Here is a 25,864-nt window from a genome sequence, read left to right as displayed (position 1 = left end):
ATGACCGCGACAACCGGCTCTACATCTGCCGTCGTCACACGGGCGGATGCCGATGGCATTGCGACGCTGACTCTCGACGATCCGAAGGCGCCCGTCAACGTGATGAACGACGCGTACATCGAGAGCATGCACGCCGTCATAGACGGGATCGAGCGCGATCGAGACACGCTGCGCGGTGTGATCATCACGTCGGCAAAACGATCGTTCTGCGCGGGCGGCGACCTCGCCCTGCTGCGGCAGGCCGATGCGACGCGTGCCGACGAAGAGACAGCACGGCTCGACGCGATCAAGCATGACCTGAGACGTTTCGAGACGCTGGGCCTGCCGGTCGTCGCTGTGCTGAACGGTTCCGCGCTCGGCGGCGGCCTCGAACTCGCGCTTGCGTGCCACCGGCGCATTGCCGTCGATGATCCACGGTTGCGCGTCGGCCTTCCCGAAGTGGGGCTCGGTCTGCTGCCCGGTGCGGGAGGCACGGTGCGATTGACGCGCATGATCGGCATTGAGGCGGCACTTCGCGTGATTCTTCCGGCAGAGACTATGGATGCCGCTGCCGCACTCACGCTCGAGATCATCGACCAGATTGTCACAGATGTCGATGCCGCCACGGCATCCGCTCGAGACTGGATCAGTTCCCATCCGAACGTCGTGAAACCGTGGGACAAGCGAGGTTTTCGCATTCCGGGCGGAAATGGAAGCGACCCGCGCATCGCGGACACCTTGCCTGGCTGGATCGCCACCGCTCACGCGCAGGCGGGAAACCTGCCCGCGCCGCGAGCCGCGATGGCTGCTGTCGTCGAGGGCTCGCTCGTCGATGCCGACACGGCGTCGCAGATCGAGTCGCGGTATTTCGTTCACCTGTCGCACACAGAGGAGGCGCGCAACCTCATCGATGCGTTCTTTGACAGGCAGCGAGTGTCAGATGAGTCGGAGGATGCTCGCGCCGACGTGAGCGCCGTCGTTGACGAGGCGGTGTTGGCGGAGGCGATCGCTGCGGTGCGTGCCGGCGCAGACCCCGATGTCGTCGACAGGGCAGCGCGTTGCGCGGGCTGGCGCGACGGCGTTCTGAAGCGCGTGGACACGCGTGCCCTCGAGCCGAGCGAGAGCGATTGGGTCGACGCGCCCTTCGCCGACTTGGTCGACCGGATGCTGTTTGCGCCGGCGCTCGCCGCATCACGTGTTCAAGCGGCTGAGGCTCTGGGCGACGCGGAAGTGAATGTCGCATCGATCGATGCGGGCTTTCCCGCGGCGACGGGCGGGGCGGCGCGCTTCTGCCAGGAGTACTCCGGCGGCGCGGAGGGCTTTGCCACGCGGGCCGTCGTGCTCGCTGCGACATACGGCCCGCGTTTTGCTCCGATGCCCAGTGCAACCTGAGCCGAGCTGATTCAACGAGCGCTTATGCGATCTCGGGGCGCTTCTTTTTCATCGGGGCCGCCGGTTCATTCTCACCGTTCCACACCGTAACGATGCCCCAGGCGACTGCCGTGATCGGCACCGCGAGAACCGCTCCGATGATGTTGCCGAGAATCGTGCCGGCGGTCAACGCCAGCAAGATCACGAGAGCGTGCAACTTGAGCGAACGGCCCATCACGACCGGTTGCAGGAAGTTGCCCTCGAGCTGGTTCACGAGCACGACAATGCCGATCACGATCACAGCGGCGAGCGGGCCGTTTGTGACCAGCGCGACAAGGGCAGCCAGGATGCCGGCGGCCGTCGCGCCGACGATGGGAATGAACGCTGTCAAGAACACGATCACGGCAAGCGGAACCGCGAGTGGCACTTGCAGAATGGCGAGGCCGATGCCGATGCCGATCGCGTCCGCGGCGGCAACGATCGACGTTCCGCGCGCATAACCACCGAGTGTCTGCACCGTCTTGTCGCCAATGCGGCGAGCACGCTCGTAGCTCTCGCCTTCAAATGGGCGAAGCACGAACTCCCAGATAGCGGGACCGTCCTTCAAGAAGAAGAACAGCACGACCATCATGAGCACGAGTCCTGTCAGAAAGCTCGCGGTCGCCGAAACGCCAGCGAGTGCACCCGAGCCGAACTGGGCGCTGGTGACGAAGTCGACGGCTGTATCTCGCAGGTTGTCGATCTGCGATTGGTCAATGGAGAACGGCAGGTGAGCAACGTAGCTTTGCAGCTGGTTGATGCCGTCGTTTGCGGAGTCGATCAGCTCGTCCCACTGCGTGCGAACAGCCCACACGACGAGCCAGACGATGCCGGTGACGATCAGCAGCGAGCCGAGAAGCGCAATGATCGTTGCGAGTACGCTCGGCATGCCCTTGCGCCGCATGAACGACATCAGCGGGTTGAATGCCGACGCGAAGATGAGCGCGAGCAGAACGGGAATGAGCACAAGACTCAGCTGCATCAGGCCGTAGATCGCAACGGCCACGATGGCGAGCACAGCGATCATCTGGATGCACCGGGTGGCAAGCCGCCCGAAACCGTCGGTCCAGAGAGTGCGAATGGGGCGTGCCGGGGCGGGCGTCGGCACACGCGAAAAGAGGCCCATTCGGCTTACTTCAGCTTCTTCGAGAGCTGCTTGTCGACACGCCTGGCGCGCTTGCGAGCCTCTTTGAGTGCCGGAGTCGACCACGCTTTGACGCGCTTCTTGGCGTCGTCGAACTCGCCGCGCTCGCTTTTCACCCCGAGGCTGAAGCAGATTCCTCCGACAATCACGGCAAATACCAGTGTTCTGAACTTCATAATGCCCTCCCCGATGACCATATGCCTGTCACGCTATGCAACATCGTAAGCCTGAACGAATGATGGATGCTGCGGTCAGCTGGGACGTTGCGGACGCGCACGCACGCATGACGCATCCGCTTCAGGAGCTGTCAGGCGCGGGCGCCCTCACGCTGTGCCGTTCTCATGCACACGTCGTTCCACGGCGTCGGCTCAATGCCGAAGTGGCTGCGCGCGGCACTCTCGTCGAGAACATATGGACGCTCCCACTGGTAGCGCATCTGCCGCAGCTCCCGCATGAACGGCGCAACAATGGATGCCGCGGCCACGACCGAGCCGGGCAGGCTCCGAACGGGCACGGGGGAGATTCCCGCAGCCTGAAACACGTCATTAAGCACCTCGCGCTGAGTGCGTGCCTCATTGCTCGGAACGTGCCAGATGCGACCGTGGCTGCTCTCATCGAGCGCAGCGGCCGTGATTGTGCGGGCCACGTCGCGCACATCGGTGAATGTATGGGGCAGATCGGCGCTGCCGAATACCCACGCGGTCTTTCCGCGTCGCGCTGCTGGAATGTGCCGTGAGATGTGGCCGTTGTTTCCGATGCCCACGCCAACGTAGTCCGAGCCGCGCACCTCGACGGCGCGTACCCTGCCCGCCTTGTGTGCAGCGAGAGCGTTTGCCCACATTTGGGCGCGCAGCATGCCCTTGTGGTCGGTCGCGGCATCGGCGAGCCCTTCGCGCATCGGACCGTCGACGGGACCGTAGGGGTACAGCGTGCCGGTGATCGCGTAGACGGCGCCGCTGCGCTCAGCGGCCGAGAGCAGCGCGGCCGAGAGCAGTGGCCACACCTGATCCCACACGGTGTAGTTGCCCGGGTTCGCGCAGTTGTACAAAACGGCCGCACCGGATGCCGCGCGAGTCAGAGCGTCGGCATCTGTAGCGTCGAGCGCGACATGCGCGACGCCGGGTATTCCAGTGTCGGTGCCGCTACGCGTGGCGATGACGACATCGTGGCCGTCATCGACGAGATGCTCGGCGACGTGGCGGCCGACAGGGCCGGCTCCGACGATGAGGTGGTGGTTGCGCATGGAGAAGTCCTTTCGAGAAACAGAGAGCGGTGCTCTCGCAAGCATCCTGACATGAAGTGACGACAAAAACAAGAGCAGTGCTCTCGAATGTTGCCAGTGCTCTCGAAGTAATGCACAGTAGAGGGTGTGAGCACACAGAACGGCGAGACCGCGGGTACCGAGGCGAATGCGCTGCCTCCGACGGCACGAGCGCGGGCACGTCAGCAGATCACGCAAGAGATCCTCACGGCAGCCCGCACAAGGCTTCGGGACGAAGGCCCAAGCCAGCTCTCTCTGCGAGCCGTCGCGCGCGACGTCGGCATGGTGTCATCGGCCGTGTATCGGTACTTCTCCAGCCGAGACGAGCTGCTCACTGCGCTGCTCGTCGAGGCGTACAACGAACTCGGAGCCGCGGCCTGGCAGGCGGATGCACAAGTCATCGACCGGGAAGATACGCTTCAGCGATGGATGGCCGTCGGTCGTTCCGCGCGGGAGTGGGCCCTCGAGCATCCGGGTGATTATGCGCTGCTATACGGAACCCCGGTCCCCGGGTATGCGGCGCCAAGCGAAACCGTCGGGCCTGCATCGCGCATTCCACTGCTTCTCGCACGCATCGTCTCCGACGCATACACGGCAGACCCGGGGCGGGCTCCAGCGCCGTCACCGACGCACGTCAGCGTGCCCGTCGTCGATGCCGTCGAGGGTGCCCGGGAGATTCTTGCGAACAACGGGCTCGCAGCGGCGATACCCGAAAACTCCGACGCCGTGATGTTGATGATCATGGCGTGGTCGGGGCTCTTCGGCACGCTGTCATTCGAGCTTTTCGGCCACTCCGCTGGTTCGGTGACCGACAATGCAGCGTATGTCGACCATGTGATGTTTCGTTACGCTGACTTGCTCGGCCTCACGTAGCACTGTGTGAAAACATTGATGTGTGCTTCACCATCTCGAGACTGACCGCTTAACGCTGCGTTCGTGGGCGCCTCACGACGCCGACTTCGTGTTCGACATGTATTCACGGCGTGAGGTGCGGCGCTACATCGGCCACGGCGAGGTGATGCAGGAACGCGACGAGGCGGTGAAGCTGCTCGAGCGCTGGAGCGAGCTGCAGCATCCTGTTCATCACATCTGGGCAGTGGAGCGCACCGACGATGAACAGCTGCTCGGCGCGCTGCTTCTCAAATCGATTCCCGCGTCGGGCACGGGCGACCTGCCGTCGGGCGACACCGAGATCGGCTGGCATTTTCACCCGGACGCCTGGGGTCACGGCTTTGCGAGTGAGGCGGCGCGACGAGTGCTCGACCACGCGTGGGAGGCCGGACTCGAGCGAATCGTTGCCGTGACGAACCCCAAGAACGCCGCGTCGATGGCGGTGTGCCGCCGCATCGGCATGACGCATCTGGGGCAGAGCGACGCCTACTACGACACCGTGTGCGAGCTGTTTGCGGTGCGACGGCCCAGCTGAAAATCCTGTGCGCTGCAGTCGGTTGGTGTGGCACTCTGAGAACATCGCGTGACGAGGAGGTTGCATGAAGCGGTTCGAGGGTAGAGCGGCGCTGATCACGGGCGGCGCAAACGGTATCGGATTCGCGTGCGCACGGCGGCTGGCAGACGAAGGCGCAACCGTGGTTATCGGGGACATCGACAGGGATGCTGCCGCTGACGCAGCGTCGGCCATCAATGATCTCGGCACACCGAGCGCGAGCCGCGAGCGAGTCGCGCACGCCGTGGAGTGCGACGTGACCGATCGCGGCTCCGTCGAGCACGCCGTGGCCGAGACGGTGCAGCTGTGCGAAAGCCTTGATGTGCTCGTGAGCAACGTTGGAGTCGCGAGCACTGTCAGCTTCGCCGACACAGACGATGCGGAGTGGGAGCGGCAGATCGACCCAACGCTCTCGGGCTCGATGCGGGTGATTCGCGCGGCGCTGCCCCACCTACTGGATGCACCGGGCGGAGGAGCCGTCGTGGCGACGAGCTCGGTGAACGGGCTCATTGCGTGTGGCGGCGTCGCCTATTCGGCGGCGAAGGCCGGGGTGATCAACGCCATGAAGAACCTCGCGGCCGAGTACGGGGCGAACGCCACGGGGGCTGTGGGTGCCGACAGCGGCTGGGTGCGGTTCAACGCCGTTGCTCCCGGAACGACGGCAACCCGGGTGTGGACGGAACGCGGTGCAGAGGGCGAGCGAGACATGCGGGAGTTCGGTGCCCTCACCGCGATGGGGCGAGCGGGCCAGCCAGACGAGATCGCCGCCGCCGTGGCATTTCTGGCGTCGCAGGATGCGTCGTGGATCACCGGCGTCACGCTGCCCGTCGATGGCGGCCTGAGCGTTGGGCCACTCGCGCGGATCATCGCGCTCGACGGAAGCTGATCGGGGGTGTTGGTGCGGGCATTCGGTACTCTGCGTCGCTATGCGGCGTGTCTCCGGCGTGGGCGGCGTGTCGCGTCAGAAGTCCGAATCGTTGAACCCGATCACACCTCCAGTTCGCGCGCGGCGTCCCACGGTTCTGTCCAGTCGAGTTCGTCGAACAGCCGCGACAGCACCATTGCGGTGAAGCCCCACAGCAGAGTGTCGGACTGCGCGAGGGTGAACGCTGGGGCGCGGAATGTGCGGCGTCCGTAGCGGCGCACCGATGTTACGCGGTTCGCGGGGTCGAGCAGATCGGCAACGGGCACGCGAAACACGTCAACGGTCTCGGCATGATCGACGGCGGCAACGCGAGACGGATGCTGCCACCAGCCGAGCACCGGAGTGACCGTGTGGTTGCTCACGGGAAGGGGAACGTTGGGCAGAGTTCCGATAACGTCGACGCCTGCGGGGTCGAGTCCCGTTTCTTCTCGCGCCTCGCGCACGGCGGCTGCCACGGCATCCTCGTCTTGCGGCTCGAGGCGACCGCCGGGAAAGGAGATCTGGCTCGGATGCGAGCGCAGAGTAGCGGAGCGGCGTTGAAGCAAAACGTCAAGATCTGTCGGGACATGCCCGCTGTCGTCGCTCGCGGGGGCGTCATCGAGCACGCCGAAGAGAATCAGCACGGCGGCGGGCCGCACACCATCGTTGGGCGCAGGCGGAAACCCGCGCTGCCAGTCGACGTCGCGCGTGCACAGCGAACCCAGCTGCTCACGAATCGAGAGCGCGTTGCGAAGTCGGCGGCTGTCAGGGGCCATGCCGCCTAGCTTATGCTCGCAGGCTGCAGCTTTCGACTACCGCTTCTTGCTGCGCACTGCGTCGACGATGTCGCTCTGAGCGCGATCGCCGACCTTTGCCTTCTTATCGGCGCGCTTCTCTTTGAGAGTGCGGGTGGCGGCGGTTTTCTGGCCATTTTTCTTGGGTGATTTGTCAGACATTGTCTGCTCCCTTGATGGGGAGCCCGAGTGGCCCCGTGTGGCAACCATACGCTGCGCCGGGAGTCCTGCCTACGATGCGCGGTGACTCAGGGCAGCGTCTCAGCTTCACCGGACGGTAGTAGTCGAGGGCCGGCGAGCACAATGAGTTCACGCGCGCTTGCTCGACGTTCACGATGGCTCTTGACGTACCCCATGATTGCCAACGCCGAGAACACGAGGCCAACCCCGAAAGCGATGGCAGCTGACAGCAGGCTGTAGCTCTGCACGATCAGGACCGGGCCCGAGACAACGCCCGTCATGCCAATCATCGCCGATGCGAACGAGAGCAAATTGCGCAGGCGAGCCCCGGGCGCCGGCTCGTTCCACCCGGCGAACAGCGGCAGTGCAAGGCCGCGTTCACGCCGAGTCGCATCACGGGAGTTCAGCCACGCCTTCGCCGTGTTGCGGAGACCGCGAACATCGCGATCGGCGGCAATGCACCAACCAGCGTAGAGAACAACCCCAGCGAACAGCGACGACCCGACGACGCTGCCGATGACGGCGTTTGTGCCAGAGTCGAGCTGGGACCCGCGAATCGTTTCGAGAACGACGGCAACGGCGATTGTGACACAGGCCACGACAACCACGATGGAGATCAGGGAGAAAAGCATTCGTCGTGCGCGTTGTGCACCGCGCGGACGGTGGGCGACGAGGTACTGGCGGGCGCTTGAGTCGTCTGCTGCTTGGGCGGCGTGCAAGCGAGCATCCGAGGCCGGGTGCGGTTGCGCCTCGGGCTTCTGGTCGGGAACAGCCGAACGGAGAGAGTCGACACCACGACGTTCACGGAGTTCGTGAAGCAGAGGTGCACGACCCACCCGCGACGTGCCGCCGTCTGGCGTTATCGAGTCGATCAGCACGTGCTGCGCTTCAGTGAGCTGCCCATCACTGTGCGAACCGTCGTCGATCGGAATGGCGGTGACGAAGCGTTCAAGCTCGACAAGCCCAGTCTCGGTGAGCCCCTTGAGTGGAGTGCCCACGATGAGCACGCGAACCGAATGCCCGGTGGTGGAGATGAAACGGTACGTCAGATATGCGGCGCTTCCCCGAGTGTCCGACATCGTGCGCCACGCTTCAGTGATGCTCTCGAGGGGTACCACGTGTTTGCCGAAGCGCGCGGTCTGTTTGTCGGAATCCCAGCTCAGCCCGCGATACCGCAGCGCGACGATGCCGAAAATCAGCCCGATGAAGACGGCGTAGATCAGGAGGTATCCCAAGACGTACCGAAACGGGCCGTCAAACAGCGCCGATACCACGCCGGCAAACAGAAAGCTCACACCGGTGACGGTGATGAGAATGAATCGCAGACTGGCGAGTGCCGGGTTGCGGTCGATGCGAACCATTGTGACGTCCTCGAGGCGAAGCGGAAGATCTATCGCCAACATTACAACCGGTGATGTGCAGGCCTGTAGACAATTCCACGCCGGGCGACCGTGCGGGTTTAGTGTGAAATTGCGATGCACACGCATGGCGCAATGATGCGCATGAAGAGGGGACAGCGCCGATGACGGAAGATGCCCAGAGTCTCACCGAGGAACCGCGTAAGAAATGGAAGATCATCGGACCGGGCCTCGTCGTCGCGGCAACCGGCGTTGGCGCTGCCGACATGGTGTCAACGCTCGTCGCCGGGTCAATGTTTGGGTTCACACTGCTCTGGGCGATCATCGTCGGCGTGATCCTGAAGATCGTGCTCGTCGAGGGCGCGGGGCGGTACGTTCTCGCGTCGGGAAAGACGATCTTCGAAGGATGGCGCACCCTGGGGCGTTGGCCGGTTTGGTACTTCGCGCCGTACATCATTATCTGGGGATTCATATACGGGGCGACGGCGATGGTGACCACCGCGCTCCCGCTCGCGGCGCTCTTCCCCGCCGTGCCGCTGAACGTCTTCGCGATCGGAACCGGGCTGCTCGGCCTCGTTCTTGTGTGGTTCAACCGGTACTCCGTTTTCGAAAAGATCACCGCGGTTCTCGTCGGGGTCATGTTCGTGATCATCGTCGGGCTCGCCATCATCGCGGCGCCGAACCTCCTTGACCTTCTCTCGGGGCTGGTGCCGCGGCTTCCCGAGGGGTCTGTGCTCTACACGCTGGCGATGGCCGGCGGAATCGGCGGCACCATCACACTCGTCGCGTACGGATACTGGCTGCGCGAGAAAGGCTGGGCCCAACCGTCGTGGATGCGCGTGATGCGCATCGACAACACGATGGCATACGTCATCACCGGCATCTTCGTCATCTCGATGTTCATCGTCGGTGCCACGGTCGTCGCCGAAGCGGGGGTGACGCTGAGTTCCGACTCCAAGGGTCTGCTGCAGCTCACCGACGTGCTCAGTGACAAGTACGGACAGGTCATCGGAACGGCATTCCTCGTCGGATTCTTCGCCGCGTCATTCTCATCGCTCATCGGCGTGTGGAACGGCGTCTCGCTGATGTTCGCCGACTTCTGGGGGAACGTTCGGGGCAAGAGCAGCGATCATCCCGACTCGCGGGAGAACGGCAAGTACTTCCGCTTCTACATGCTGTGGCTGACCTTCCCGCCCATGCTGCTGTTGCTCATCGGCAAACCAATCGCTCTGGTCATTGCCTACGGCGTGCTCGGAGCGCTCTTCCTGCCGTTCCTTGCGATCACGCTCTTGCCGCTGCTCAACACCGATCGCGTGCCGAAACAGTGGCGCAACCGGTGGTACACGAACGCGTTGCTCGTGATCACAGCCGTTCTGTTCATCTGTCTGGCGATGTACAAGCTCGCCGACATCATCAGCGGTCTTTTCAGTTAGAGAATCAGGATGCTGTCGCGCACGCGGCGCGACAGCATCCTGGTCAGGTGCGAGATGGCGACGCGATGCGCCGTGCTGCTTCGACGACGAACTGGCGGCGACGCGTGCGCTCGTGTTTGTCGTTCGTGCCCGCGCCGGTGATCATTTCGGCGAGCTGCGGAACGGTCTGCCACCAAGCGGCAAGGGCGATGAGAGCGAACACGAGATGAGCGGGGTCGAGGCCGTCATCGAGAATGCCCTCGCGCTGGGCTGCCGCGAAGCGTTCGACCTTTTCTCGGTAGTGCGTGGTGCGTGGTGCCGCATCGGCGGGCGGCCCGCCCTGCAAGCCCTCCCACTGCAGCAGACGACCCAACTGGGGATGCGCCGCGTGATAGTCGAACGTTGCCCCGGCGAACTCCCCGATGTCGTCTAAGCCCACGCCCGCAAGCCCGACGGAGGAGGCCAGCCGCTCGAGCTCGGTCGCCAAAACGAGCTCCCACAGGGCTTTCTTGTCGCCGAAGTAGCTGTAGAGACGTTCCTTGTTCACGCCGGAACGGTCTGCGATCGACGCGACTGTCGTGCCGTCGAAGCCTCGTGCGGCAAACTCAACCAATGCGGCATCGCGCAGCCGGCGGCGCGTTCCTTCCGTGTCCCAAGCCATGAACCTAAGTTACCAACTTAAGGGTTGGAAACGACGCGAGAAAAGCGTAGAGTAACCAACTACATCGTTGGAGTTGGAGAATAACTATGACGCAGATTGATCGTCTCCCTGCGGGAATCACGACACCCGAATCACGCCAGGTGGCACTGGTGACCGGAGGAAACAGCGGCATCGGATTCGACGTCGCGCGACAGTTGCACGACCGCGGCGTTGCCGTCTGGATCGGGGCGCGCAACATCGACAAGGGGAAGAGGGCAGCAGCGGAACTTGGCTCGAGCGTGAGAGTCGTTCAATTGGATGTGACCGACGCGGCATCGGTTGCCGAGGCAGCGACGCAGATCGGCGAGCTCGACATTCTCATCAACAACGCGGGAGTGAATCCCGGCGGCGAAGACATCACGCGCACCGACATCGAGCAGCTGCGCGTCGCCTACGAGACGAACGTCTTCGGTCTCATCGCTGTGACTCAGGCACTGCTTCCGGCACTGGGTCGCTCAGCGCACCCTCGTATCGTCAACGTTTCGAGCGGCACGGGTTCACTGGTCTGGAACAGCGGTGCGAATCCGCAATTCGACTGGAAGCGTGTGCAGGGCAGCGGCATCGCGTACCGAAGCTCGAAGACCGCGGTCAACGCCGTCACTCTCCTCACCGCTCAGGCGCTGGGCACCGAGTTCAAGGTGAACGCGCTCGCGCCGGGCCGACGCCAAACGAACCTTGTTATCGGCGCAACAGGCGGCGGCGACCCTGCCGAGGCTGCGACCGGAGTGGTGCGACTCGCACTGCTCCCCGACGATGGCCCGACCGCAGCGCTCTGGTCGTGGGACGGCACGCGCGTTCCCTGGTAGCGGGCCATCGCTCTCGAAAGGGGCGCGCCTCTAGTGCTCGTGCAGATGCGCTCGCTCGCCGTCTCTGTCGAATATCGTGAGAATTTCGATGGGCCCGTCTGGCGCCGTGATCGCGTGGGGGATCATGGTTGAGAACTCTGCCGCCTGGCCCGTCTTGACGATGTGCGTGTGATCGCCGATGCGCAGATGGGCTGTGCCCTCAAGCACAGTGAACCAGTCGCTCCCCGGGTGCACACGTGGTTCGTCACCCGGATCGAATTCGGGAGTAATGCGCATCTTTGCGACAGTCACTCCCTGCGATTCGCGGGAAAGCACCCAGGTGGTTTTACCCGGAGTCTCTTCTGGCTCGGGACGAATCACGACGTCGTTGGTGTCGGGCGCCTCCACGAGTTCATCGAGGGAGGTTCCGAGTGCACGTGCGAGCGTGACGAGCTGGTCGATGGCGATGCGACGATGTCCGGTCTCGATGCGGCTCAACGTAGACGGGCTCAGAAAGCAGCGCGCAGCCAGGGTGTCGAGGGACCAGCCGCGGGCAACTCTGAGTCCGCGGATGCGTCGTCGGATCAGCACGTCGACATCGGGTTCACGTGGAAAATCTTGCTTCATACGCAAGAGTGTATGCTACTGGCGCACGACGTGTCTACGATGAATGCATGTCACACCACACCGCGCTCGAACACTCGCTTGCGTCGCACCACGAACATCCGGCTGCTCTCGCCGAGCTGCTCGAGCGCGATGCCGCTGTGGCGGGCGGCTACCTCGACGACGCTTCCGTCTGGATCAGTGAACATGTCGACGGCGAGCCGGAGCAGATCGTCGACCTCGGGGCCGGCACCGGCGTGGGCACGTTCGCCCTCGCGCGGCGCTTTTCCGCAGCATCCGTTCTGGCCGTTGACGCCTCCCGCACCATGCTCGACCATGTCACCGACAGCGCGACCGCTGCCGGACTTGAGCAGTGGGTGCGCACCGTCGAGTGCGACCTTAACGCGTCATGGCCGGATGCCGCAGCCGGGGCCGACCTGGTGTGGGCATCGTCGTCGCTGCACGAACTGAGCGATCCAGATCGCGTGCTGCGCGACGCCTTCGAGGCGCTCCGACCCGGAGGGCTTCTTGTTGCCATTGAGATGGACGTGCTGCCGAGCTTTCTGCCGGCCGAGTTTCCGCCCGAAGCACCCGGACTCGAGCTCCGCCTGCACGCGGAGCTCACCGCCCTCGGCTGGAACGCGCAGCACGACTGGGAGTCGAACATCGCGGCCGCGGGATTCACCATGCTCGAGCGTCGACAGCTCATAACGCAGGCAAGCGCGCCGACCATCACACCATACGCGCATGCGTGGCTCGCCAAGATGCGTGGGGCTCTCGTCGATCGACTGACCGGCGTCGACCTGGCAGTGCTGACCGCGCTGCTCGATGATGACGCCGAACTCGCGCGCATCGCCACAACGATTCGCGGCTCACGCACGGCGCTGCTTGCACGGCGGGCCCCTGCCGCTGACCAACAGAACTGAGAAGGAGTACGACTATGACTGAGAACACACTGCACGATGTAGCCATCGTCGGAGGAGGAGCTGCGGGATTGAGCGCAGCTGTCACGCTTGCCCGTTCGCTACGCGACGTCGTGGTGATCGACGCGGGTGAGCCGCGCAACGCACCGGCCGAGGGTGTGCACAACCTGCTGGGTCGCGAGAGCATCGCGCCGTTTGAACTCGTCGCGCTCGGCCGGGCCGAAGCAGAGGGTTACGGTGCGCGGATGCTGTCAGACAGCGTCGCCGCGGTGCGACGTGATGGCGAGAACTTCGCTCTGACGCTCGCGGGCGGGGCAGAACTGCGGGCACGCCGCATCCTGATGGCCACCGGACTGCACGACGAACTCCCCGATGTTCCCGGAATCGCCGAGCTGTGGGGAACGCACGTGCTGCACTGCCCGTACTGCCACGGCTGGGAAGTGAAGGGGCAGCGCATCGGCGTGCTGGGTACCTCGCCCATGAGCATGCACCAGGTGATCCTGTTCCGGCAGCTGAGCGAGCACATCACGCTTTTCACACACACCATGCCTGAGCTTTCGGACGACGATTGGGACACGCTTGCGGCACTGGACGTCGAGGTCGTTTCGGGGCGCGTTCGCGAGGTGCGTGCCGAGAACGGTGAGCTCGCAGCCGTCGTGCTGGACGATGGCCATGAGTTCGCGATCGAGGCACTCACTGTTGCGCCGCGATTCGTCGCCCGCAGCGACGTCTACGAGCAGCTCGGTGGAACGCTCAGCGACAACCCGATGGGCAGCTTCGTCGAGTCGGACTTCGCTGGCAAGACCGCCGTCGACGGAGTCTGGGCGGCTGGAAATGTGAGCGATCTCGGGGCTGCCGTTGCCGCATCAGCAGCACAGGGCTCGATGGCGGGCGGAGCTATCAACGCCGACCTCGCCTTCAGCGATGCCCAGGCCGCAGTCGCCGCGCGCAAGGCTGCCTGAGCAGCTTTGCGGTCAGCGGTGGCTCTCGAGCAGCGCGATCAGGGCCATGCCGTACGACTCGGCGGGGTCTTCGCTCACGAAAATCACTGAATCGCCGTCCACCGTCACAGTGACGTCGTACTCGATGCCCGCGGCAGCATCCACACGCTCCAGCATCACGAATGCACTGCCCAGCATGTCGCGCAGCTGGTCTTCGCGCGGCAGCCACACGGCATCGTTGAGCGCGACTGAGTCGAGAGCCCACTCGGTCGTGCCGTTGAAGCCGAGCACCGTTCCCGTGGAGTAGGTGTGCGCCTCAATGGTCATGTCGCTCACGGTGAACACGTCGCCCTCAAACTCGGGCCCGGCCACCTGAAATGCGTCGCCAGACACGGGCGTCCACGTCAGCCCGGCCTCTCGCAGGCGCTGGGCGAGGGGAGTGGAGATCATCTGCCCAGTCTGGCACGCACTCCTGTGCCCTCCGAATGCAGCGCACAAGGCGAGGTAGATGTCCTACGCGTCAGCAGAAGCCCGCCCGGCAGCATCCCGAGCCGCGACAAACGCGTCGACGCAGCGGCGCACCTGCTCGCTGGTGTGTGCGGCAGAAAGCTGCACGCGAATGCGCGCCTTGCCCCGCGGCACGACCGGAAAGCTGAACGGCGTCACATAGATTCCCGCCGCGTTCATGTGCGCGGCCATGTCGACAGCGAGCTTCGCATCGCCGAGCATCACGGGAATAATCGGATGCTCGCCAGGCACGAGGTCGAACCCGGCAGCGGTCATGAGCGAGCGGAACTCCGCAGCGTTCGCCTTCAGCTGGGAACGCAGCTCACCAGCATCCTGAACCAGCTCGAGGGCGGCGAGAGTTCCCGCCACAACCGAGGGTGCGAGCGAGTTGGAGAAGAGATAGGGGCGTGAGCGCTGCCGCAGCATCTTCACCACCTCACGGTGGCCAGAAACGTAGCCGCCCGACGCGCCGCCGAGTGCCTTGCCGAACGTGCCCGTGTAGATGTCGATGCGGTTCTCGACGCCGCACAGCTCGGGTGTTCCGCGCCCGTTCTCGCCGATGAACCCCGTCGCATGAGAGTCGTCGACGATCACGAGTGCGCCGTGCTTCTCTGCGAGATCGCAGATGCCTTCGAGCGGCGCAATCGATCCGTCCATCGAGAACACACCATCGGTGACGATCGCCCGAAACCTGGCACCGGATGCTGCCCGGAGCTGTTCGTCAAGATCGGCGAGGTCGCGGTTGCGGTAACGGTACCGCTGCGCCTTGCAGAGGCGGATGCCGTCAATGATCGACGCGTGGTTGAGCTCATCCGAGATGATGGCGTCGTCGGGGCCGAGAAGTGCTTCGAAGAGTCCACCGTTCGCGTCGAAGCACGATGAGTACAGAATCGTCGCCTCGGTGCCGAGAAACTGTGACATGCGCTTCTCGAGCTCGAGGTGCTGCGTCTGGGTGCCGCAGATGAAGCGCACGCTCGCCATGCCGAATCCCCAGTCGTCGAGCGCCGTGCGCGCGGCATCCCGCACTGTGTCATCGTCGGCCAGCCCGAGGTAGTTGTTGGCGCAGAAGTTCAACACCTCGCGTCCGTCAGTAGAGACCCGTGCACCCTGTGCACCCGCTATACCGTTCTCGTGTTTGGTGAGCCCGGCGTCGTCGATTGCGTCGAGCTCGGCTGCCAGATGCTCTTTGAATGACGTGTACATCAGATCTCCGTCCAGTCCATAACCACCTTGCCGCCGCCGGCCTGCGCCGCCGTGTCGAAGGCGCTCTGCCAATCGCGCGCGGCGAAACGGTCAGAGACGATTGAGCCGATGGATGCCGCGAGAGTTTCGCTGCTCTGCAGCATCGCCGTCATCGCGTTCCACGTATCGAACATCTCCCGGCCGTAGATGCCCTTCAGCGTCAGCATCCGGGTGACGACGGAGCCCCAGTCAATGGAGAAGGGCTCGCTTGGCAGCCCGAGCATGGCGATTCGTCCGCCGTTGTTGATGTTGTCGACCATCTGGCGCATTGCGGCGGGAGCCCCGCTCATCTCGAAGCCCACGTCGAACCCCTCGTGCATGTCGAGCTCGGTGAACGCGTCGTGGATCGATTCGCTCGTGGGGTTGATCGCGCGGGTAGCGCCCATCTTCTCGGCGAGGCGCAGCCGCTCGTCGCTCACGTCGGTGGCGACGATGAAGCGGGCACCGATGTGACGGGCGATTGCGATGGCCATGAGTCCGATCGGTCCGCAGCCGGTGATCAGCACATCTTCGCCGACGACGGGGAATGAGAGTGCTGTGTGAACGGCGTTTCCCAGCGGGTCGAAGATGGCGGCGACGTCTTTGTCGATGTCGCTCGAGTGCGTCCACACATTCGAACCGGGCAAGGTGATGTATTCGGCGAATGCGCCGTCGCGGTTCACACCGATGCCCTGTGTGCGAATGCACATCTGCCGACGGCCCGCGCGGCAGTTGCGGCAGACGCCGCACACGATGTGGCCCTCACCTGAGACGAGGTCACCGACGGCGACGCCCTTGACGATCTCACCAACTTCGACGACTTCACCGCAGAACTCGTGGCCGGGAATGAGTGGTTGCGCGACGGCGGATGCTGCCCAATCATCCCAGCGCAGAATGTGCAGGTCTGTTCCGCAGATGCCGGTGCGCAATACGCGAATCTTCACTTCGTCTGGTGCAGGCTCGGGTTCTGGCCTGTCGACGAGGTCGAATCCAGCGGTGGCGCTGGACTTATAGAGGGCCTTCATTGGCGTCCTCGCTCCTTTCCCTTGTGGGGTGAGTACAGCCACGGAGCGCTTGTGAGGCCCCGCAGCTATTGTGCCGTTCGCGCGGCATCGTCCGCATCGAAGTATGCGGCAATCGCGGTATCAACGGGTGGAATCGCAACAGTGCTGCCGTTTCCGCGGATCGATTGCGTTGCGAGCACCCCAGCTGCAACAGCATTGCGTGCCGCGACGGGCGACGTCGTGGTCGGCCCGCCGTCGCGTGCGAATCGCAGAAACTCGTCGATCATGAGCGAATCGGCGCCGCCGTGCCCGCCCTCGGCCTCGGGAACGACGTGCGTCTCATCCGGCGAGCCGGAGCCGCGCAGCCGGTGAGTCCAGACGCCGACTTCCGAGCCCGATTCGTCGCCAAAGTTCTCGAGTCGGCCGTGCGTTCCGATCACCGTGTAGTTGCGCCAATAGTCGGGCGTGAAGTGGCACTGCTCGTACGAGGCGAGTACACCGCCCTGCAGCCGCATGTTCACCTGCGAGACGTCTTCGATGTCGATCACCGGGTTCAAGCCGGTCTGTTCCGTGGGCGGCCAGTTGTCGAGGCTGAACCAATCGCCCATGAGCTCACCGCTGCGGTCGCGCCGATCGGTCACGTCGCCGTACACAGCGAGCGCTCCCATCGCCTGCACGTGAGTGCTGTACCCGCCGGCGAGCCAGTGGATCACGTCGATGTCGTGGGCGCCCTTCTGCAACAGCATCCCTACCGACTTCGATCGTTCTGCGTGCCAGTCCTTGAAGTAGTAGTCCCCGCCGTGGCCGACGAAGTGGCGGCACCACACGGCCTTGACCTCGCCGATCGTGCCGCGCGAAATGATGTCGCGCATGAGCGTGATCACCGGCATGTGGCGCATGTTGTGGCCGACGTAGAGGCGGCTCTTGTTGCGGTGCGCTGCCTCGAGAATGGCGTCGCAGTCGGCAATGCTCGTGGCGAGTGGCTTCTCGCTGAACACGGCGAGTCCCGCTTCGAGCGCGGGAATTGCGGTGCGCGCGTGCACGTCGTCCGGCGTGAAGACCATCGCGGCGTCGAGGTTCTGTGCGAGCAGCTCGTCAAGATCGTCGGTGATGACGGCATCGGGGTAGTCGGATGCTGCGGCCGCGCGCCCGCGCTCGGTGACCTCGCACACGGCGACGACCCGGCTGCCCCCGCCTGGTCTGTGTGCGTCGCGGGCGAGTTCGGCCCCCCGCATGCCGAGTCCGATGATGCCGATTCTGAGATCCATATGTGGCGGCTCCTTGCGGTGTGGGTTCGTGAGGCGATCGTCTCAGATTCTCGTGATCGGTACCCGCGGAGTGCAAGATTCGCTCATTCGAAGCGAGGGTTTGGCGGGAGGAGGCGTTTAGCGCCACCCGTCAGGCGTGCGCCGCGAGCCCATCGATGATGCGGTCGATTCCGAACTGCAGGGCGTGGCCGCGGTCGCCTGACGAGGAGGCGGCGAATGCGGCCGCGGTGCGCGGAAAGCGGTGGGCGTTGGCCGTGAGGTGAGGGTGGAGGCGGACCGCGAGAAGCTCCTCCGTGTTCTGCGCATCCGCGGCCCGGTGGGCCATCGACAGTGCATGGCCAGACAACAGGGCAAGTGCGTCGAGCTTGTCGGCCTCCGCCAGCGGAAGCGATGACAGCGCCTCAAGACCCGCCTCGTACCACCCGATCTCGGCGGGCCCGGGAGTATGCGGTCTGCCCGCGAGCTCGACGACCCACGGATGCTGCAGGGCGCGGTGATAGAGAGCGAGCGTCCACGCACTGAGAGCTTCTCGCCAGCTGCCGGCATCGAGACCATCAGGGTTGCCGAACGCCGTGTCGAGCATGACGGCGTCGAGCTCTGCTCGACCGGGAACGTAGCGGTAGAGTGCCATCTTCGCCGCCCCGAGGCGATCGGCGACGCTCTGCATCGTGACGTGCGAGAGTCCGTCTTCGTCGGCGATCTGACGGGCCGCGTCGACAACGGCCTCGAGCGTGAATCGCGGCTTCGGTCCGCGCTTCACGACTGCGCCTGGGGCGCCCCACAGCAACGCTGCCGCGTCGGCTCTCGACGCAGCATCCGGATCTGTCATGCGATCCTCCTCATGAATTGTGTCCAGTGTACGCGTTTGTGTATTGTGTCTATCGGACGCAATTAACAAAGGAGATCGACATGACGATCACGCGGGTACTGATCTCGGGAGCGAGCATCGCCGGGCCGGCCCTGGCGCGATGGCTCGGGCACAACGGCTTCGACGTCACGGTTGTGGAAAAGTCAGCCAAACTCCGCCCTGGTGGACAGGCCGTGGACTTCAAGGGGCGAACGCATCGCCAGATTCTTGATCGTATGGGCCTGTGGGGCGAGCTCATGGCGCACGAGACCGGGCGAACGGACTGGCGAATCGTTGACGAGACGGATCGCGTGAAGGCCGTGATCGGCGGCGAGTTCATTGGCGGAGACCTGGAGATCCTGCGCGGAGACCTCGCGCACATCCTGTATCGAAGTTCAGAGAACGTTGCCGAGTACATTTTCGACGATGAGATTGTCGAACTGCGCGAAACGATCGACGGGGTTGACGTGTCGTTTGCGCAGAGTTCGAGTCAACGCTTCGACATCGTTGTGGGTGCTGACGGCGTGCATTCAGCGGTGCGACGACTGGCTTTTGGCCCGGAGGAGCGGTTCGTCGAGAACCTCGGGTATTGCTACGCCGTGGCCGGCGGACGTGCGCCGCTGGATGACCTTGAAACCACCCGAGGCGACCGGGGTATTGCCTACGGCTATAACGTACCGGGCCGGTTCGCACTTCTTGGCGGGCAGAAAGCGCCGAGCCTGTTTGTCTTCAGCACGCGTAACACCGCGCACGATCGCCGTGACGAGGAGTCGCAGCGGGCCCTCCTCTACGCGGCGTTCAGCGATGTGGGGTGGCGCGTGCCCGCGGCGCTGGCTGCGAGCCGAACAGCATCCGATTTCTATCTCGACGCGTTGACGCGCACGCGATTGCGCTCGTTCACGAGGGGAAGGTCCGCGCTCGTCGGGGACGCTGGGTACGCGAACACCCTTGGTGGGTTTGGTACGGGCCTGGCGCTCGTCGGAGCGTACGTTCTCGCGGGCGAGCTAGCCTCGCACCGCGGGGACCATGAGGCGGCATTCGCTGCCTACAACCGTCGCATGGCCAAGCCGGCCAAGGCCGCACGAAGCGGAAGCGCCGGGCCATTTCTCGCACCTCGCTCAGCGGCAGGTATCCGAATGCGAAACCGGATTTTCACGAACCCTCTCATGTACCGGTCGATGCTGTGGGCGACGGACCGCTTCGCGACTGACGATCGAATTCCGACGTACAACCTGTGCTGAGGGGCAGCTCACGCAGACCTCGCGCGACGCCGCCCCTCAAAAAACGGGAGACACCAGTCAGCTCGGCCGACCGTATGCCGCGAGGAGCCGAAACGAGATCTCGCTGATTCGGCGGTGCGACAGCTGATAATCCTTCGCGACGGCGCCATGGTGAACGGCTACCTCGGTGACGCAACGTCGCTCGCTCGCTCACTCGGCGCGGCATTCAGTGCGGTGATCTCCGCCTCGACCGCACACGAGTCACGAGAGGTCAGGATGCTGGCGCAGGAGATGTTCCGACGGCATCCGGACCCCGCGGTGGATAGACCCACGTGACGAGCACCACCGAGATGATCATCAGCAGAAACCACGACACGAGCTTCGAGATCGACACCATGTGCCACCCGTCGACCTGCCCGGGGTAGAGCCACGCGCCCGAGTAGGTGCCGATGTTCTCGGCGACCCAGATGAAGAACGCGACAAGTGCGAAGGCAACGACCAACGGCATCCGGAGTGTTTTTCTGAATACACGGAAGTGCATTGTGCACGTGCCGAACGTCAGCAGCACGGCGGCGAGCAGCACCCAACGCAGGTCGACGATGTAGTGGTGCGAGAAGAAGTTGACGTAGATGCCCGCCGCAATCACAGCGGTCAGCCAGATCGGCGGGTAGCGCGTGAACCGCAGGTCGAAGAGACGATAGACGCGCACCATGTACGAGCCCACGGCGCCATACATGAACCCGGTGAAGAGCGGAACGCTCAGAATGCGCAGCACCCCGCCCGGGTCGTACGCCCACGAGCCGACGTCGGTCTTGAACAGCTCCATTGCCGTGCCGACGACGTGAAACAGCACGATCACACGAAGCTCGCGCCACGTCTCGAGGCCCGTCCACACCATCACCACCTGAATCACGATGGCGGCAATCGTGAGGGCGTCATTGCGGGCGAGCCACGCGTCGTCGGGGTAGACCAGCCGCGCCACGAGAATCGCGGCAAGCAGGGCCCCGCCGAAGATGCACGCCCACGCCTGCTTCGCGCCGAACACCAGAAACTCGACGAGAGCGCCCCACAGCCGGTTGTCGGGAGCGCGCTCGAGAAGTCGATTCGCGGCGTCGTCGATACGTCGCTCGAGTGCGGTCAGGTCGGGGCGCAGCGCCATGCCGTCAGCGTAGAGCCGGTTTGCTGAATGACTGCCGGTGAAGCGTCAGGATGCTGCGGAACGGCGCACTGCAACGGGGCGAAGACCGTCGAGCACGACCTGGGCTTCGATGACAGGGTCAGCGTCGCCAGCGACGAGCTGCGCCCATTCGGCCCAGTGTGAGGCGCGAAGCCGGTGGTGCGCCGCGGGATCGGTATCACGTGACGGGTGAGACGGATGCTGTTCCAGCTCGCGAAGCGCAGAGACCAGGTCGCGGTAGAGCGACGGCGTGAAACCGGCATCCGTCCACTCGACGATGTCGCGCTGCACCCAGCTGGGCAGCGGCGCTTTATCGGCGAGGCACTGGTCTGCCGCGCGACGCTCAAAGATGCCGACCACACGCGGAGGCAGTTCCGCGAACGCCGCAGCCCACTCGTGCTGCTCAGCAATCGCGATCTCGTGCGGCGCCGCCGCAACGTCGAAGACCTCAGTTGTGGGCGTGCCGTCGAGCACGACGATGCGCAGCGGCGCTGTCGGTCCTCGGTATGCCAACTCGTCTGCTGACCGCGGTCGCGCTTCAGACCTTGTGAGCGACGTGAGCCACAGTGGTGCCGTGGTGTGCATGATGCCTGCCTTCCAGAGGCCTGTGCCTCCATCGACTTGCGCCGCGCAGGTGCTGTGGCGCCGGTTCTTCCCCCGGGGCACCCCAGTCGATGGACAGGGTTGCCGTGCAGCCGGCCAGGTACCGATAGCTGCATCTCGTGAACCTGATTGTCAGAATAGTCCTGTCAGCCCGCAGCATGGCGAATATTTCGAAGGTGCGCACGGCTGACGTAGATGGGAGTTGTCGGGTGCGTCAGACTTGACCAATGACTGAGTCAACCTTGGGCTATTATCGGCGGCAGACCACGAGAGCGAATGTGATCTTCTTCGCCTGCTGGCTTCCGTTCGCTCTCGCGCTTATCGGTGCGGGCCTCTGGGTGGCGACTCAGCTGGGCGAAGCAGTGATGATCCCGGTCGGAGGGTGGTTTATGCTGCTCGGCGGCTATTTTCTTGAGATGTACGGCACGGTCTGGTGGTATCGGCGCCACCTGCACCGGCTGGTGGCGGACCGCGATTTCGCGGCAACACAGCCTTTCTCGGCTGGGCAGTTGAGGAATCTCCGCGTCGTATGGGATGCCGTGATATTTCCGATTCCCACCGGTGTAATTGGAGATGTCGCGCACAAGATTCCGATCATACGCGCTGTCAACGCTACGACCTGGTGGCCTGCGGCGGCGGGGGTGCTGTGCGGTATCGCTGCTGTCATTCTCGTTCTTCTGTAGGAGGGAACCCGTGGCGAAGCGTCAGTGTGCACAATGGAGCACGCCGTCTCCGACTCCAGTATCAACCTGCTCCCTCTCAGGGGTGATTCCGGGCGAAATCGGGTGACAAGCTGCGTTCCGCGACGCACTATGGAGTCATGAACTCCTTATATCGTCCTCGCCGCGGCCGCGTCATCGCTGGCGTGTGTGCTGCGCTCGCCCTTCGCTTCAACATGAGTCCCAACGTCGTTCGACTGCTGGCCATTCTGAGCTGTCTCATTCCGGGGCCGCAGTTCATCATCTACATCGTGATGTGGATTGTGGTGCCGAGCGAGCGGTGATGCGCCGTGGCGGTTCATGTGACAGAGTCTGCGTTCCTGGCGTCAGCCGCGCGCACTTTGTGACATATGAACGCCCGCTACGGCGTCCGCCAGCATCCATATGCCGTAACAGCGGCGCCATGACGCCGCACCCGTCGTAGCGTGGAGGTATGACGACGCGACCTGACGCACACGACCCCTCGACACTGTCTTTCGCCACGCAGGCTGTGCACTCGGGAAACGCGGTTGATGCGGGCTCCGGCGCCATTCGAACGCCGATTGTCATGGCGAACTCGTACGCGCTGCCCGAAGACCCGTCGAGTCTCAGTTGGTCGAACACCGACACCAAGACGTACACACGCAACACCGGCACCAATCAAGAGGCGTTGCAGTCGAAGCTCGCGATTCTCGAGGGCGGTGACGACGCCGTCGTGCTGGCCTCGGGAGTCGCCGCGCTGCACGCCGTGTTCTTCACGCTCCTGAAGAGCGGCGACCATGTCGTTGTCGGCGACGTGACGTATGAGGCGATCTGGAAGCTCTTCACAGATCTGCTGCCGGTGAAGTACGGCATCGAGGCGACATTCGTCGACACGAGTGACCCGGATGCTGTCGCCGCAGCGATGCGCCCGACTACGAAGCTGGTGCACGTTGAGGCGATCGGCAACCCGACGACGAAGGTCACTGACATCGCCGCCGTGGCCGCCGTTGCCCACAATGCGGGCGCGCTGCTCACCGTCGACTCGACGTTCACACCGCCGCCGCTCTACCGGCCGCTCGCCGACGGCGCCGACCTCGTCGTGCACTCGCTGACGAAGTACATCAATGGGCACGGTGATGCGATGGGCGGTGCGGTCATCGGCCGTGCCGATCTCGTCGGGGCGATCAAGGCAGAGGCCATGGTCGACGTGGGTGGCACAATCTCTCCGTTCAACGCGTGGCTCATCATGCGTGGCTCGGTCACGCTGCCCCTGCGGCTGCGGCAGCATCTCGCGAGCGCTGAGCAGGTAGCCGCCCATCTTGAGGCTGACCCGCGCGTCGCCTACGTCGCCTACCCCGGGCTTGCTTCGCACCCGCAACACGAGGTGGCGACGCGGCAGTTCAGCGGGCGTGGCTTCGGCGGCATGATGGCGTTCGCCGTCGACGGAGACCCCGACACGCAGAACCGCTTCGTCGCGAATCTGCGCCTTGTCACATCCGCTGTTTCGCTCGGTCATGACGAGTCGCTCATTGTGCACGTGGGAACGGCGGGTCCGCGGGTGCAGCACTATCCTGCTGAGTTCAAGAAGTTCGGCCACCTGCGTTTCTCGGTTGGTCTGGAAGACCCGGCAGACATCATTGCCGATCTGGATGCTGCGCTTGACGCGACCTTCGGCCCGCGCTGAGCAGCGCGGCTACGGCGTGTCCGACCGACTCTCGCGCAGCGCACTGTTCCAGCGAAGATCCGTAGCCGCGAGCGCATCCCGAATCATGCGAACCCGCTCCGCTACGCTTCCCGACGGACGAGCCCAGCCCACTTTGACGCCGAGCCACTTCGGTGCGTTCTCGGTGCCTTCTGAGACGGCAGCGGCGAGAGCATCTTCGACGCGGGCATCGGTGAGCAGGGACGTCGGGTCGCCAGACGGATGCCCTGGAGATGCCGCGAACGCATGGTGAGCATCGGTCCATGCGCCGCCCGCATCGCCATCGCGGTCCGACGCTCCAGAGAAGATGAGACCGTGCAGCAATCCTGACGAAGAGGCGGTCCGTATGTGCTCAGTGACCCGATCTGGGTCTCGAAACTCGGTGGCCGAACGGCCCCAGTTCAGGCTCAATCCGACGGAAACTTCTGAGTGCTGGATCGCCGCAATCTCGTCGTCGAGCGCAAGGAACCCCTTCTGAGGTTCGTGTTCAGGCACGGCGGCATCGCAGTGCTCAATGAGGAGCTGAGCTCCATCCCAATCGCGATCAGAGATGTCAGCGAGGCTCGCTGCCAAGGCCTCCGCATCGCTCAGCGTCCGCGGGGCGGAATGTAATTCAACCGCTGTCACCACCAGCCGTCCAGCGCGATCGTTGAAACGTCGCACGTCTGATCGCAGTCGTTCGACATCGACGAGAGCGGCTTGCCGGCCTGCTACGTCTGTTGATGCGAGGCCAAAGGCCCGACCATCGCCGACGGTTGACATGACGTAACCGATATCGGTGACGACTGCCGAAAGCCGAGGTGGATAGTTCTGAAGTAGCCACTCGTCGTCGTGTGGGTGCAGGCTTCCGAGCCACGGTAGCTCAAGGGCGCTGATGTTCTCGAGTGACTGCAAACGGTCAAAGAACTCGCACTCACGATCTGGGTGCCACTCGCGATGCGCGGGTGATGCGGGGTACGCGCCGACGACGTATGAATCGGTGCCTACGGACATCGACGACGGGTCGTGCTCGGGGTCAAGCATCGGGACTGGCGAGAGCTTTGTCAATGGAACGGCGCAACGGCTGATAGTGCAAGATTACGGCCTCCTTATATGCCGTGATGTCGCCATTCTCGGCGGCATTGAGCATGAGGCCATGCGCGTGGGCCGTCTCGCTGATGTCGTGAGCGGGAGGTAAGCCGAGTAACGGGTAGACGACTGTATGGACTTCCCAGAACGCCGTCGAGAGTTGTCCTACTAGCTGATTGTCGAGGCGGCTGAGAATGCGCTGATGGAAAGCATTGTCGGCCTCTGCGAATGATTCTTTTCGTGCAGCAAGATCTTCCATCATGGCGACGAGATCATGCAGCTCTGGGTCGGTTGCGCCCACGAGGCTGTTGACGACCTGATCCGCCATTGCGAGGTCGAGAACCTCTCGGATCTCGACAACCTCGCGCAATGCGGAGAAATTGTTCTCCGGGCTCATCACACCTCGGAAAACGAGTCCTTCGACGAGGGGCGCAAGAGAGATTTCGCCGACGTACGTACCGTAGCCATGGCGTATTTCGACGATGTCGAGAGCGGCGAGGGTTCTCATCGCCTCGCGGACGCTCGATCGGCTGACATCGAGTTCGGCGCTGATGGCGGCTTCGGTTGGCATTATGTCGCCCGGGCGAAGGTTATTCGACAAGATGAAGTCTTTGATCTGATCCGTGACCGAGGGGCCACGCTTTCGTGCGAGTGGGTTGAACATTCGCATCTCAGAACGATGAGTGCTCATTCTGCCTTGACCTCTCTCGTGGTTGTACTGTACTTTCA

At 64.0% G+C, this 25,864-nt stretch carries 29 protein-coding genes and 1 riboswitch; of the genes, 12 read left to right on the top strand and 17 right to left on the bottom strand.

Going from position 1 to position 25,864, the window contains the following annotated elements:
- Positions 1-1,371 (top strand): enoyl-CoA hydratase/isomerase family protein, encoded by a 1,371-nt coding sequence (locus HCR76_RS17135; protein WP_166986370.1) that lies wholly within the window; start codon positions 1-3, stop codon positions 1,369-1,371.
- A gap of 22 nt (positions 1,372-1,393) precedes the next feature.
- Here the strand turns inward: HCR76_RS17135 and HCR76_RS17130 are convergent, their stop codons facing one another.
- The 3 genes from HCR76_RS17130 to HCR76_RS17120 all read right to left on the bottom strand — a co-directional run bounded on the left by HCR76_RS17130 (position 1,394) and on the right by HCR76_RS17120 (position 3,776).
- Positions 1,394-2,515, bottom strand: coding sequence for an AI-2E family transporter (locus tag HCR76_RS17130; protein ID WP_166986373.1), 1,122 nt, complete (start codon positions 2,513-2,515; stop codon positions 1,394-1,396).
- A gap of 5 nt (positions 2,516-2,520) precedes the next feature.
- Positions 2,521-2,709 (bottom strand): hypothetical protein, encoded by a 189-nt coding sequence (locus tag HCR76_RS17125; protein ID WP_166986376.1) that lies wholly within the window; start codon positions 2,707-2,709, stop codon positions 2,521-2,523.
- A 131-nt stretch (positions 2,710-2,840) separates the two neighbouring features.
- Positions 2,841-3,776 (bottom strand): NAD-dependent epimerase/dehydratase family protein, encoded by a 936-nt coding sequence (locus HCR76_RS17120; RefSeq protein WP_166986379.1) that lies wholly within the window; start codon positions 3,774-3,776, stop codon positions 2,841-2,843.
- A 126-nt stretch (positions 3,777-3,902) separates the two neighbouring features.
- Here HCR76_RS17120 and HCR76_RS17115 point away from each other — a divergent pair, with 126 nt between their 5' ends.
- The 3 genes from HCR76_RS17115 to HCR76_RS17105 all read left to right on the top strand — a co-directional run bounded on the left by HCR76_RS17115 (position 3,903) and on the right by HCR76_RS17105 (position 6,124).
- Positions 3,903-4,667, top strand: coding sequence for a TetR/AcrR family transcriptional regulator (locus HCR76_RS17115; protein ID WP_244971434.1), 765 nt, complete (start codon positions 3,903-3,905; stop codon positions 4,665-4,667).
- A gap of 22 nt (positions 4,668-4,689) precedes the next feature.
- A complete protein-coding gene (locus HCR76_RS17110) occupies positions 4,690-5,220 on the top strand; it encodes a GNAT family N-acetyltransferase (RefSeq protein WP_235934539.1) in 531 nt (176 codons plus the stop codon).
- Positions 5,221-5,284: 64 nt separating this feature from the next.
- A complete protein-coding gene (locus HCR76_RS17105; protein WP_166986382.1) occupies positions 5,285-6,124 on the top strand; it encodes an SDR family NAD(P)-dependent oxidoreductase in 840 nt (279 codons plus the stop codon).
- 101 nt (positions 6,125-6,225) lie between these two features.
- Here the strand turns inward: HCR76_RS17105 and HCR76_RS17100 are convergent, their stop codons facing one another.
- From HCR76_RS17100 to HCR76_RS17090, 3 genes are all read right to left on the bottom strand, one after another.
- Positions 6,226-6,918, bottom strand: coding sequence for an NUDIX hydrolase (locus tag HCR76_RS17100; RefSeq protein WP_166986385.1), 693 nt, complete (start codon positions 6,916-6,918; stop codon positions 6,226-6,228).
- A 36-nt stretch (positions 6,919-6,954) separates the two neighbouring features.
- On the bottom strand, positions 6,955-7,098 hold the full coding sequence (locus HCR76_RS17095) for a hypothetical protein (RefSeq protein ID WP_166986388.1): 144 nt from the start codon (positions 7,096-7,098) through the stop codon (positions 6,955-6,957).
- 86 nt (positions 7,099-7,184) lie between these two features.
- Positions 7,185-8,477 carry a hypothetical protein gene (locus HCR76_RS17090; protein WP_166986391.1) on the bottom strand — a complete coding sequence of 431 codons (1,293 nt, stop codon included), beginning with the start codon at positions 8,475-8,477 and terminating at the stop codon, positions 7,185-7,187.
- 161 nt (positions 8,478-8,638) lie between these two features.
- Between HCR76_RS17090 and HCR76_RS17085 the strand changes: the two genes are divergently transcribed.
- Positions 8,639-9,907 (top strand): Nramp family divalent metal transporter, encoded by a 1,269-nt coding sequence (locus HCR76_RS17085; RefSeq protein ID WP_166986394.1) that lies wholly within the window; start codon positions 8,639-8,641, stop codon positions 9,905-9,907.
- Between the two features lie 43 nt (positions 9,908-9,950).
- Here the strand turns inward: HCR76_RS17085 and HCR76_RS17080 are convergent, their stop codons facing one another.
- Positions 9,951-10,547: a TetR/AcrR family transcriptional regulator gene (locus tag HCR76_RS17080; RefSeq protein ID WP_166986397.1), complete on the bottom strand. Its 597-nt coding sequence runs from the start codon at positions 10,545-10,547 to the stop codon at positions 9,951-9,953.
- An 86-nt stretch (positions 10,548-10,633) separates the two neighbouring features.
- On the opposite strand from HCR76_RS17080, the gene HCR76_RS17075 reads away from it, so the two are divergent.
- Positions 10,634-11,392 (top strand): SDR family NAD(P)-dependent oxidoreductase, encoded by a 759-nt coding sequence (locus HCR76_RS17075; protein ID WP_166986400.1) that lies wholly within the window; start codon positions 10,634-10,636, stop codon positions 11,390-11,392.
- A gap of 30 nt (positions 11,393-11,422) precedes the next feature.
- On the opposite strand, the gene HCR76_RS17070 is transcribed toward HCR76_RS17075, so the two are convergent.
- Positions 11,423-11,998, bottom strand: coding sequence for a helix-turn-helix domain-containing protein (locus HCR76_RS17070; RefSeq protein WP_166986403.1), 576 nt, complete (start codon positions 11,996-11,998; stop codon positions 11,423-11,425).
- Positions 11,999-12,045: 47 nt separating this feature from the next.
- Here HCR76_RS17070 and HCR76_RS17065 point away from each other — a divergent pair, with 47 nt between their 5' ends.
- Together HCR76_RS17065 and HCR76_RS17060 are read left to right on the top strand one after the other, a co-directional pair.
- Positions 12,046-12,900 (top strand): class I SAM-dependent methyltransferase, encoded by an 855-nt coding sequence (locus tag HCR76_RS17065; protein WP_166986407.1) that lies wholly within the window; start codon positions 12,046-12,048, stop codon positions 12,898-12,900.
- 14 nt (positions 12,901-12,914) lie between these two features.
- A complete protein-coding gene (locus HCR76_RS17060; RefSeq protein ID WP_166986410.1) occupies positions 12,915-13,859 on the top strand; it encodes an NAD(P)/FAD-dependent oxidoreductase in 945 nt (314 codons plus the stop codon).
- Between the two features lie 12 nt (positions 13,860-13,871).
- Here HCR76_RS17060 and HCR76_RS17055 read toward each other — a convergent pair whose 3' ends face one another.
- From HCR76_RS17055 to HCR76_RS17035, 5 genes are all read right to left on the bottom strand, one after another.
- The gene (locus HCR76_RS17055; protein ID WP_166986413.1) at positions 13,872-14,288 is read right to left on the bottom strand and encodes a pilus assembly protein CpaE; all 417 of its coding nucleotides are present in this window, start codon (positions 14,286-14,288) and stop codon (positions 13,872-13,874) included.
- A 63-nt stretch (positions 14,289-14,351) separates the two neighbouring features.
- The gene (locus tag HCR76_RS17050) at positions 14,352-15,548 is read right to left on the bottom strand and encodes a glycine C-acetyltransferase (RefSeq protein WP_166986416.1); all 1,197 of its coding nucleotides are present in this window, start codon (positions 15,546-15,548) and stop codon (positions 14,352-14,354) included.
- A complete protein-coding gene (tdh, locus tag HCR76_RS17045; protein ID WP_166986419.1) occupies positions 15,548-16,591 on the bottom strand; it encodes an L-threonine 3-dehydrogenase in 1,044 nt (347 codons plus the stop codon). The genes HCR76_RS17050 and tdh overlap by 1 nt, the downstream gene beginning before the upstream one ends.
- A gap of 65 nt (positions 16,592-16,656) precedes the next feature.
- Positions 16,657-17,838 carry a Gfo/Idh/MocA family protein gene (locus tag HCR76_RS17040; protein ID WP_166986422.1) on the bottom strand — a complete coding sequence of 394 codons (1,182 nt, stop codon included), beginning with the start codon at positions 17,836-17,838 and terminating at the stop codon, positions 16,657-16,659.
- Positions 17,839-17,968: 130 nt separating this feature from the next.
- Entirely contained in the window at positions 17,969-18,667 is a 699-nt protein-coding gene (locus HCR76_RS17035; RefSeq protein WP_166986425.1) for a TetR/AcrR family transcriptional regulator, read from the bottom strand.
- An 80-nt stretch (positions 18,668-18,747) separates the two neighbouring features.
- Between HCR76_RS17035 and HCR76_RS17030 the strand changes: the two genes are divergently transcribed.
- On the top strand, positions 18,748-19,926 hold the full coding sequence (locus tag HCR76_RS17030) for an FAD-dependent monooxygenase (RefSeq protein WP_166986428.1): 1,179 nt from the start codon (positions 18,748-18,750) through the stop codon (positions 19,924-19,926).
- Positions 19,927-20,176: 250 nt separating this feature from the next.
- Here the strand turns inward: HCR76_RS17030 and HCR76_RS17025 are convergent, their stop codons facing one another.
- The gene (locus HCR76_RS17025) at positions 20,177-21,064 is read right to left on the bottom strand and encodes a DUF817 domain-containing protein (RefSeq protein ID WP_166986431.1); all 888 of its coding nucleotides are present in this window, start codon (positions 21,062-21,064) and stop codon (positions 20,177-20,179) included.
- A gap of 45 nt (positions 21,065-21,109) precedes the next feature.
- Positions 21,110-21,667 carry a hypothetical protein gene (locus HCR76_RS17020; protein WP_166986434.1) on the bottom strand — a complete coding sequence of 186 codons (558 nt, stop codon included), beginning with the start codon at positions 21,665-21,667 and terminating at the stop codon, positions 21,110-21,112.
- Between the two features lie 27 nt (positions 21,668-21,694).
- Positions 21,695-21,810: riboswitch (SAM riboswitch) on the bottom strand.
- A gap of 102 nt (positions 21,811-21,912) precedes the next feature.
- Between HCR76_RS17020 and HCR76_RS17015 the strand changes: the two genes are divergently transcribed.
- The 3 genes from HCR76_RS17015 to HCR76_RS17005 all read left to right on the top strand — a co-directional run bounded on the left by HCR76_RS17015 (position 21,913) and on the right by HCR76_RS17005 (position 24,049).
- On the top strand, positions 21,913-22,368 hold the full coding sequence (locus HCR76_RS17015) for a hypothetical protein (protein ID WP_166986437.1): 456 nt from the start codon (positions 21,913-21,915) through the stop codon (positions 22,366-22,368).
- Between the two features lie 137 nt (positions 22,369-22,505).
- Positions 22,506-22,688: a PspC domain-containing protein gene (locus tag HCR76_RS17010; protein ID WP_166983178.1), complete on the top strand. Its 183-nt coding sequence runs from the start codon at positions 22,506-22,508 to the stop codon at positions 22,686-22,688.
- A 149-nt stretch (positions 22,689-22,837) separates the two neighbouring features.
- Positions 22,838-24,049: a trans-sulfuration enzyme family protein gene (locus HCR76_RS17005; RefSeq protein WP_166986439.1), complete on the top strand. Its 1,212-nt coding sequence runs from the start codon at positions 22,838-22,840 to the stop codon at positions 24,047-24,049.
- Positions 24,050-24,058: 9 nt separating this feature from the next.
- Here the strand turns inward: HCR76_RS17005 and HCR76_RS17000 are convergent, their stop codons facing one another.
- Positions 24,059-25,090, bottom strand: a complete 1,032-nt coding sequence (locus tag HCR76_RS17000) for a DUF4862 family protein (protein WP_166986442.1) — start codon at positions 25,088-25,090, stop codon at positions 24,059-24,061.
- Positions 25,083-25,826: a FadR/GntR family transcriptional regulator gene (locus HCR76_RS16995; RefSeq protein ID WP_235934534.1), complete on the bottom strand. Its 744-nt coding sequence runs from the start codon at positions 25,824-25,826 to the stop codon at positions 25,083-25,085. The genes HCR76_RS17000 and HCR76_RS16995 overlap by 8 nt, the downstream gene beginning before the upstream one ends.
- Between the last annotated feature and the right edge of the window lie 38 nt (positions 25,827-25,864).

The sequence above is a fragment of the Paramicrobacterium chengjingii genome, from assembly GCF_011751765.2.
Taxonomy (GTDB): Bacteria; Actinomycetota; Actinomycetes; order Actinomycetales; family Microbacteriaceae; genus Paramicrobacterium; species Paramicrobacterium chengjingii.
Note: the sequence above shows the minus strand (reverse complement) of the source record. Positions and strands in the feature narration are given on the sequence as shown.

Coding starts and splice junctions, on each gene's coding strand:
- HCR76_RS17015 (WP_166986437.1), top strand. CDS start 21,913: ATGACTGAGTCAACCTTGGGCTATTATCGGCGGCAGACCACGAGAGCG.
- HCR76_RS17040 (WP_166986422.1), bottom strand. CDS start 17,838: ATGGATCTCAGAATCGGCATCATCGGACTCGGCATGCGGGGGGCCGAA.
- HCR76_RS17080 (WP_166986397.1), bottom strand. CDS start 10,547: ATGGCTTGGGACACGGAAGGAACGCGCCGCCGGCTGCGCGATGCCGCA.
- HCR76_RS17085 (WP_166986394.1), top strand. CDS start 8,639: ATGACGGAAGATGCCCAGAGTCTCACCGAGGAACCGCGTAAGAAATGG.
- HCR76_RS17070 (WP_166986403.1), bottom strand. CDS start 11,998: ATGAAGCAAGATTTTCCACGTGAACCCGATGTCGACGTGCTGATCCGA.
- HCR76_RS17060 (WP_166986410.1), top strand. CDS start 12,915: ATGACTGAGAACACACTGCACGATGTAGCCATCGTCGGAGGAGGAGCT.
- HCR76_RS17135 (WP_166986370.1), top strand. CDS start 1: ATGACCGCGACAACCGGCTCTACATCTGCCGTCGTCACACGGGCGGAT.
- HCR76_RS17055 (WP_166986413.1), bottom strand. CDS start 14,288: ATGATCTCCACTCCCCTCGCCCAGCGCCTGCGAGAGGCCGGGCTGACG.
- HCR76_RS17000 (WP_166986442.1), bottom strand. CDS start 25,090: ATGCTTGACCCCGAGCACGACCCGTCGTCGATGTCCGTAGGCACCGAT.
- HCR76_RS17105 (WP_166986382.1), top strand. CDS start 5,285: ATGAAGCGGTTCGAGGGTAGAGCGGCGCTGATCACGGGCGGCGCAAAC.
- HCR76_RS17095 (WP_166986388.1), bottom strand. CDS start 7,098: ATGTCTGACAAATCACCCAAGAAAAATGGCCAGAAAACCGCCGCCACC.
- HCR76_RS17050 (WP_166986416.1), bottom strand. CDS start 15,548: ATGTACACGTCATTCAAAGAGCATCTGGCAGCCGAGCTCGACGCAATC.
- HCR76_RS16995 (WP_235934534.1), bottom strand. CDS start 25,826: ATGAGCACTCATCGTTCTGAGATGCGAATGTTCAACCCACTCGCACGA.
- tdh (WP_166986419.1), bottom strand. CDS start 16,591: ATGAAGGCCCTCTATAAGTCCAGCGCCACCGCTGGATTCGACCTCGTC.
- HCR76_RS17030 (WP_166986428.1), top strand. CDS start 18,748: ATGACGATCACGCGGGTACTGATCTCGGGAGCGAGCATCGCCGGGCCG.
- HCR76_RS17130 (WP_166986373.1), bottom strand. CDS start 2,515: ATGGGCCTCTTTTCGCGTGTGCCGACGCCCGCCCCGGCACGCCCCATT.
- HCR76_RS17020 (WP_166986434.1), bottom strand. CDS start 21,667: ATGCACACCACGGCACCACTGTGGCTCACGTCGCTCACAAGGTCTGAA.
- HCR76_RS17005 (WP_166986439.1), top strand. CDS start 22,838: ATGACGACGCGACCTGACGCACACGACCCCTCGACACTGTCTTTCGCC.
- HCR76_RS17090 (WP_166986391.1), bottom strand. CDS start 8,477: ATGGTTCGCATCGACCGCAACCCGGCACTCGCCAGTCTGCGATTCATT.
- HCR76_RS17065 (WP_166986407.1), top strand. CDS start 12,046: ATGTCACACCACACCGCGCTCGAACACTCGCTTGCGTCGCACCACGAA.
- HCR76_RS17125 (WP_166986376.1), bottom strand. CDS start 2,709: ATGAAGTTCAGAACACTGGTATTTGCCGTGATTGTCGGAGGAATCTGC.
- HCR76_RS17120 (WP_166986379.1), bottom strand. CDS start 3,776: ATGCGCAACCACCACCTCATCGTCGGAGCCGGCCCTGTCGGCCGCCAC.
- HCR76_RS17100 (WP_166986385.1), bottom strand. CDS start 6,918: ATGGCCCCTGACAGCCGCCGACTTCGCAACGCGCTCTCGATTCGTGAG.
- HCR76_RS17025 (WP_166986431.1), bottom strand. CDS start 21,064: ATGGCGCTGCGCCCCGACCTGACCGCACTCGAGCGACGTATCGACGAC.
- HCR76_RS17010 (WP_166983178.1), top strand. CDS start 22,506: ATGAACTCCTTATATCGTCCTCGCCGCGGCCGCGTCATCGCTGGCGTG.
- HCR76_RS17035 (WP_166986425.1), bottom strand. CDS start 18,667: ATGACAGATCCGGATGCTGCGTCGAGAGCCGACGCGGCAGCGTTGCTG.
- HCR76_RS17075 (WP_166986400.1), top strand. CDS start 10,634: ATGACGCAGATTGATCGTCTCCCTGCGGGAATCACGACACCCGAATCA.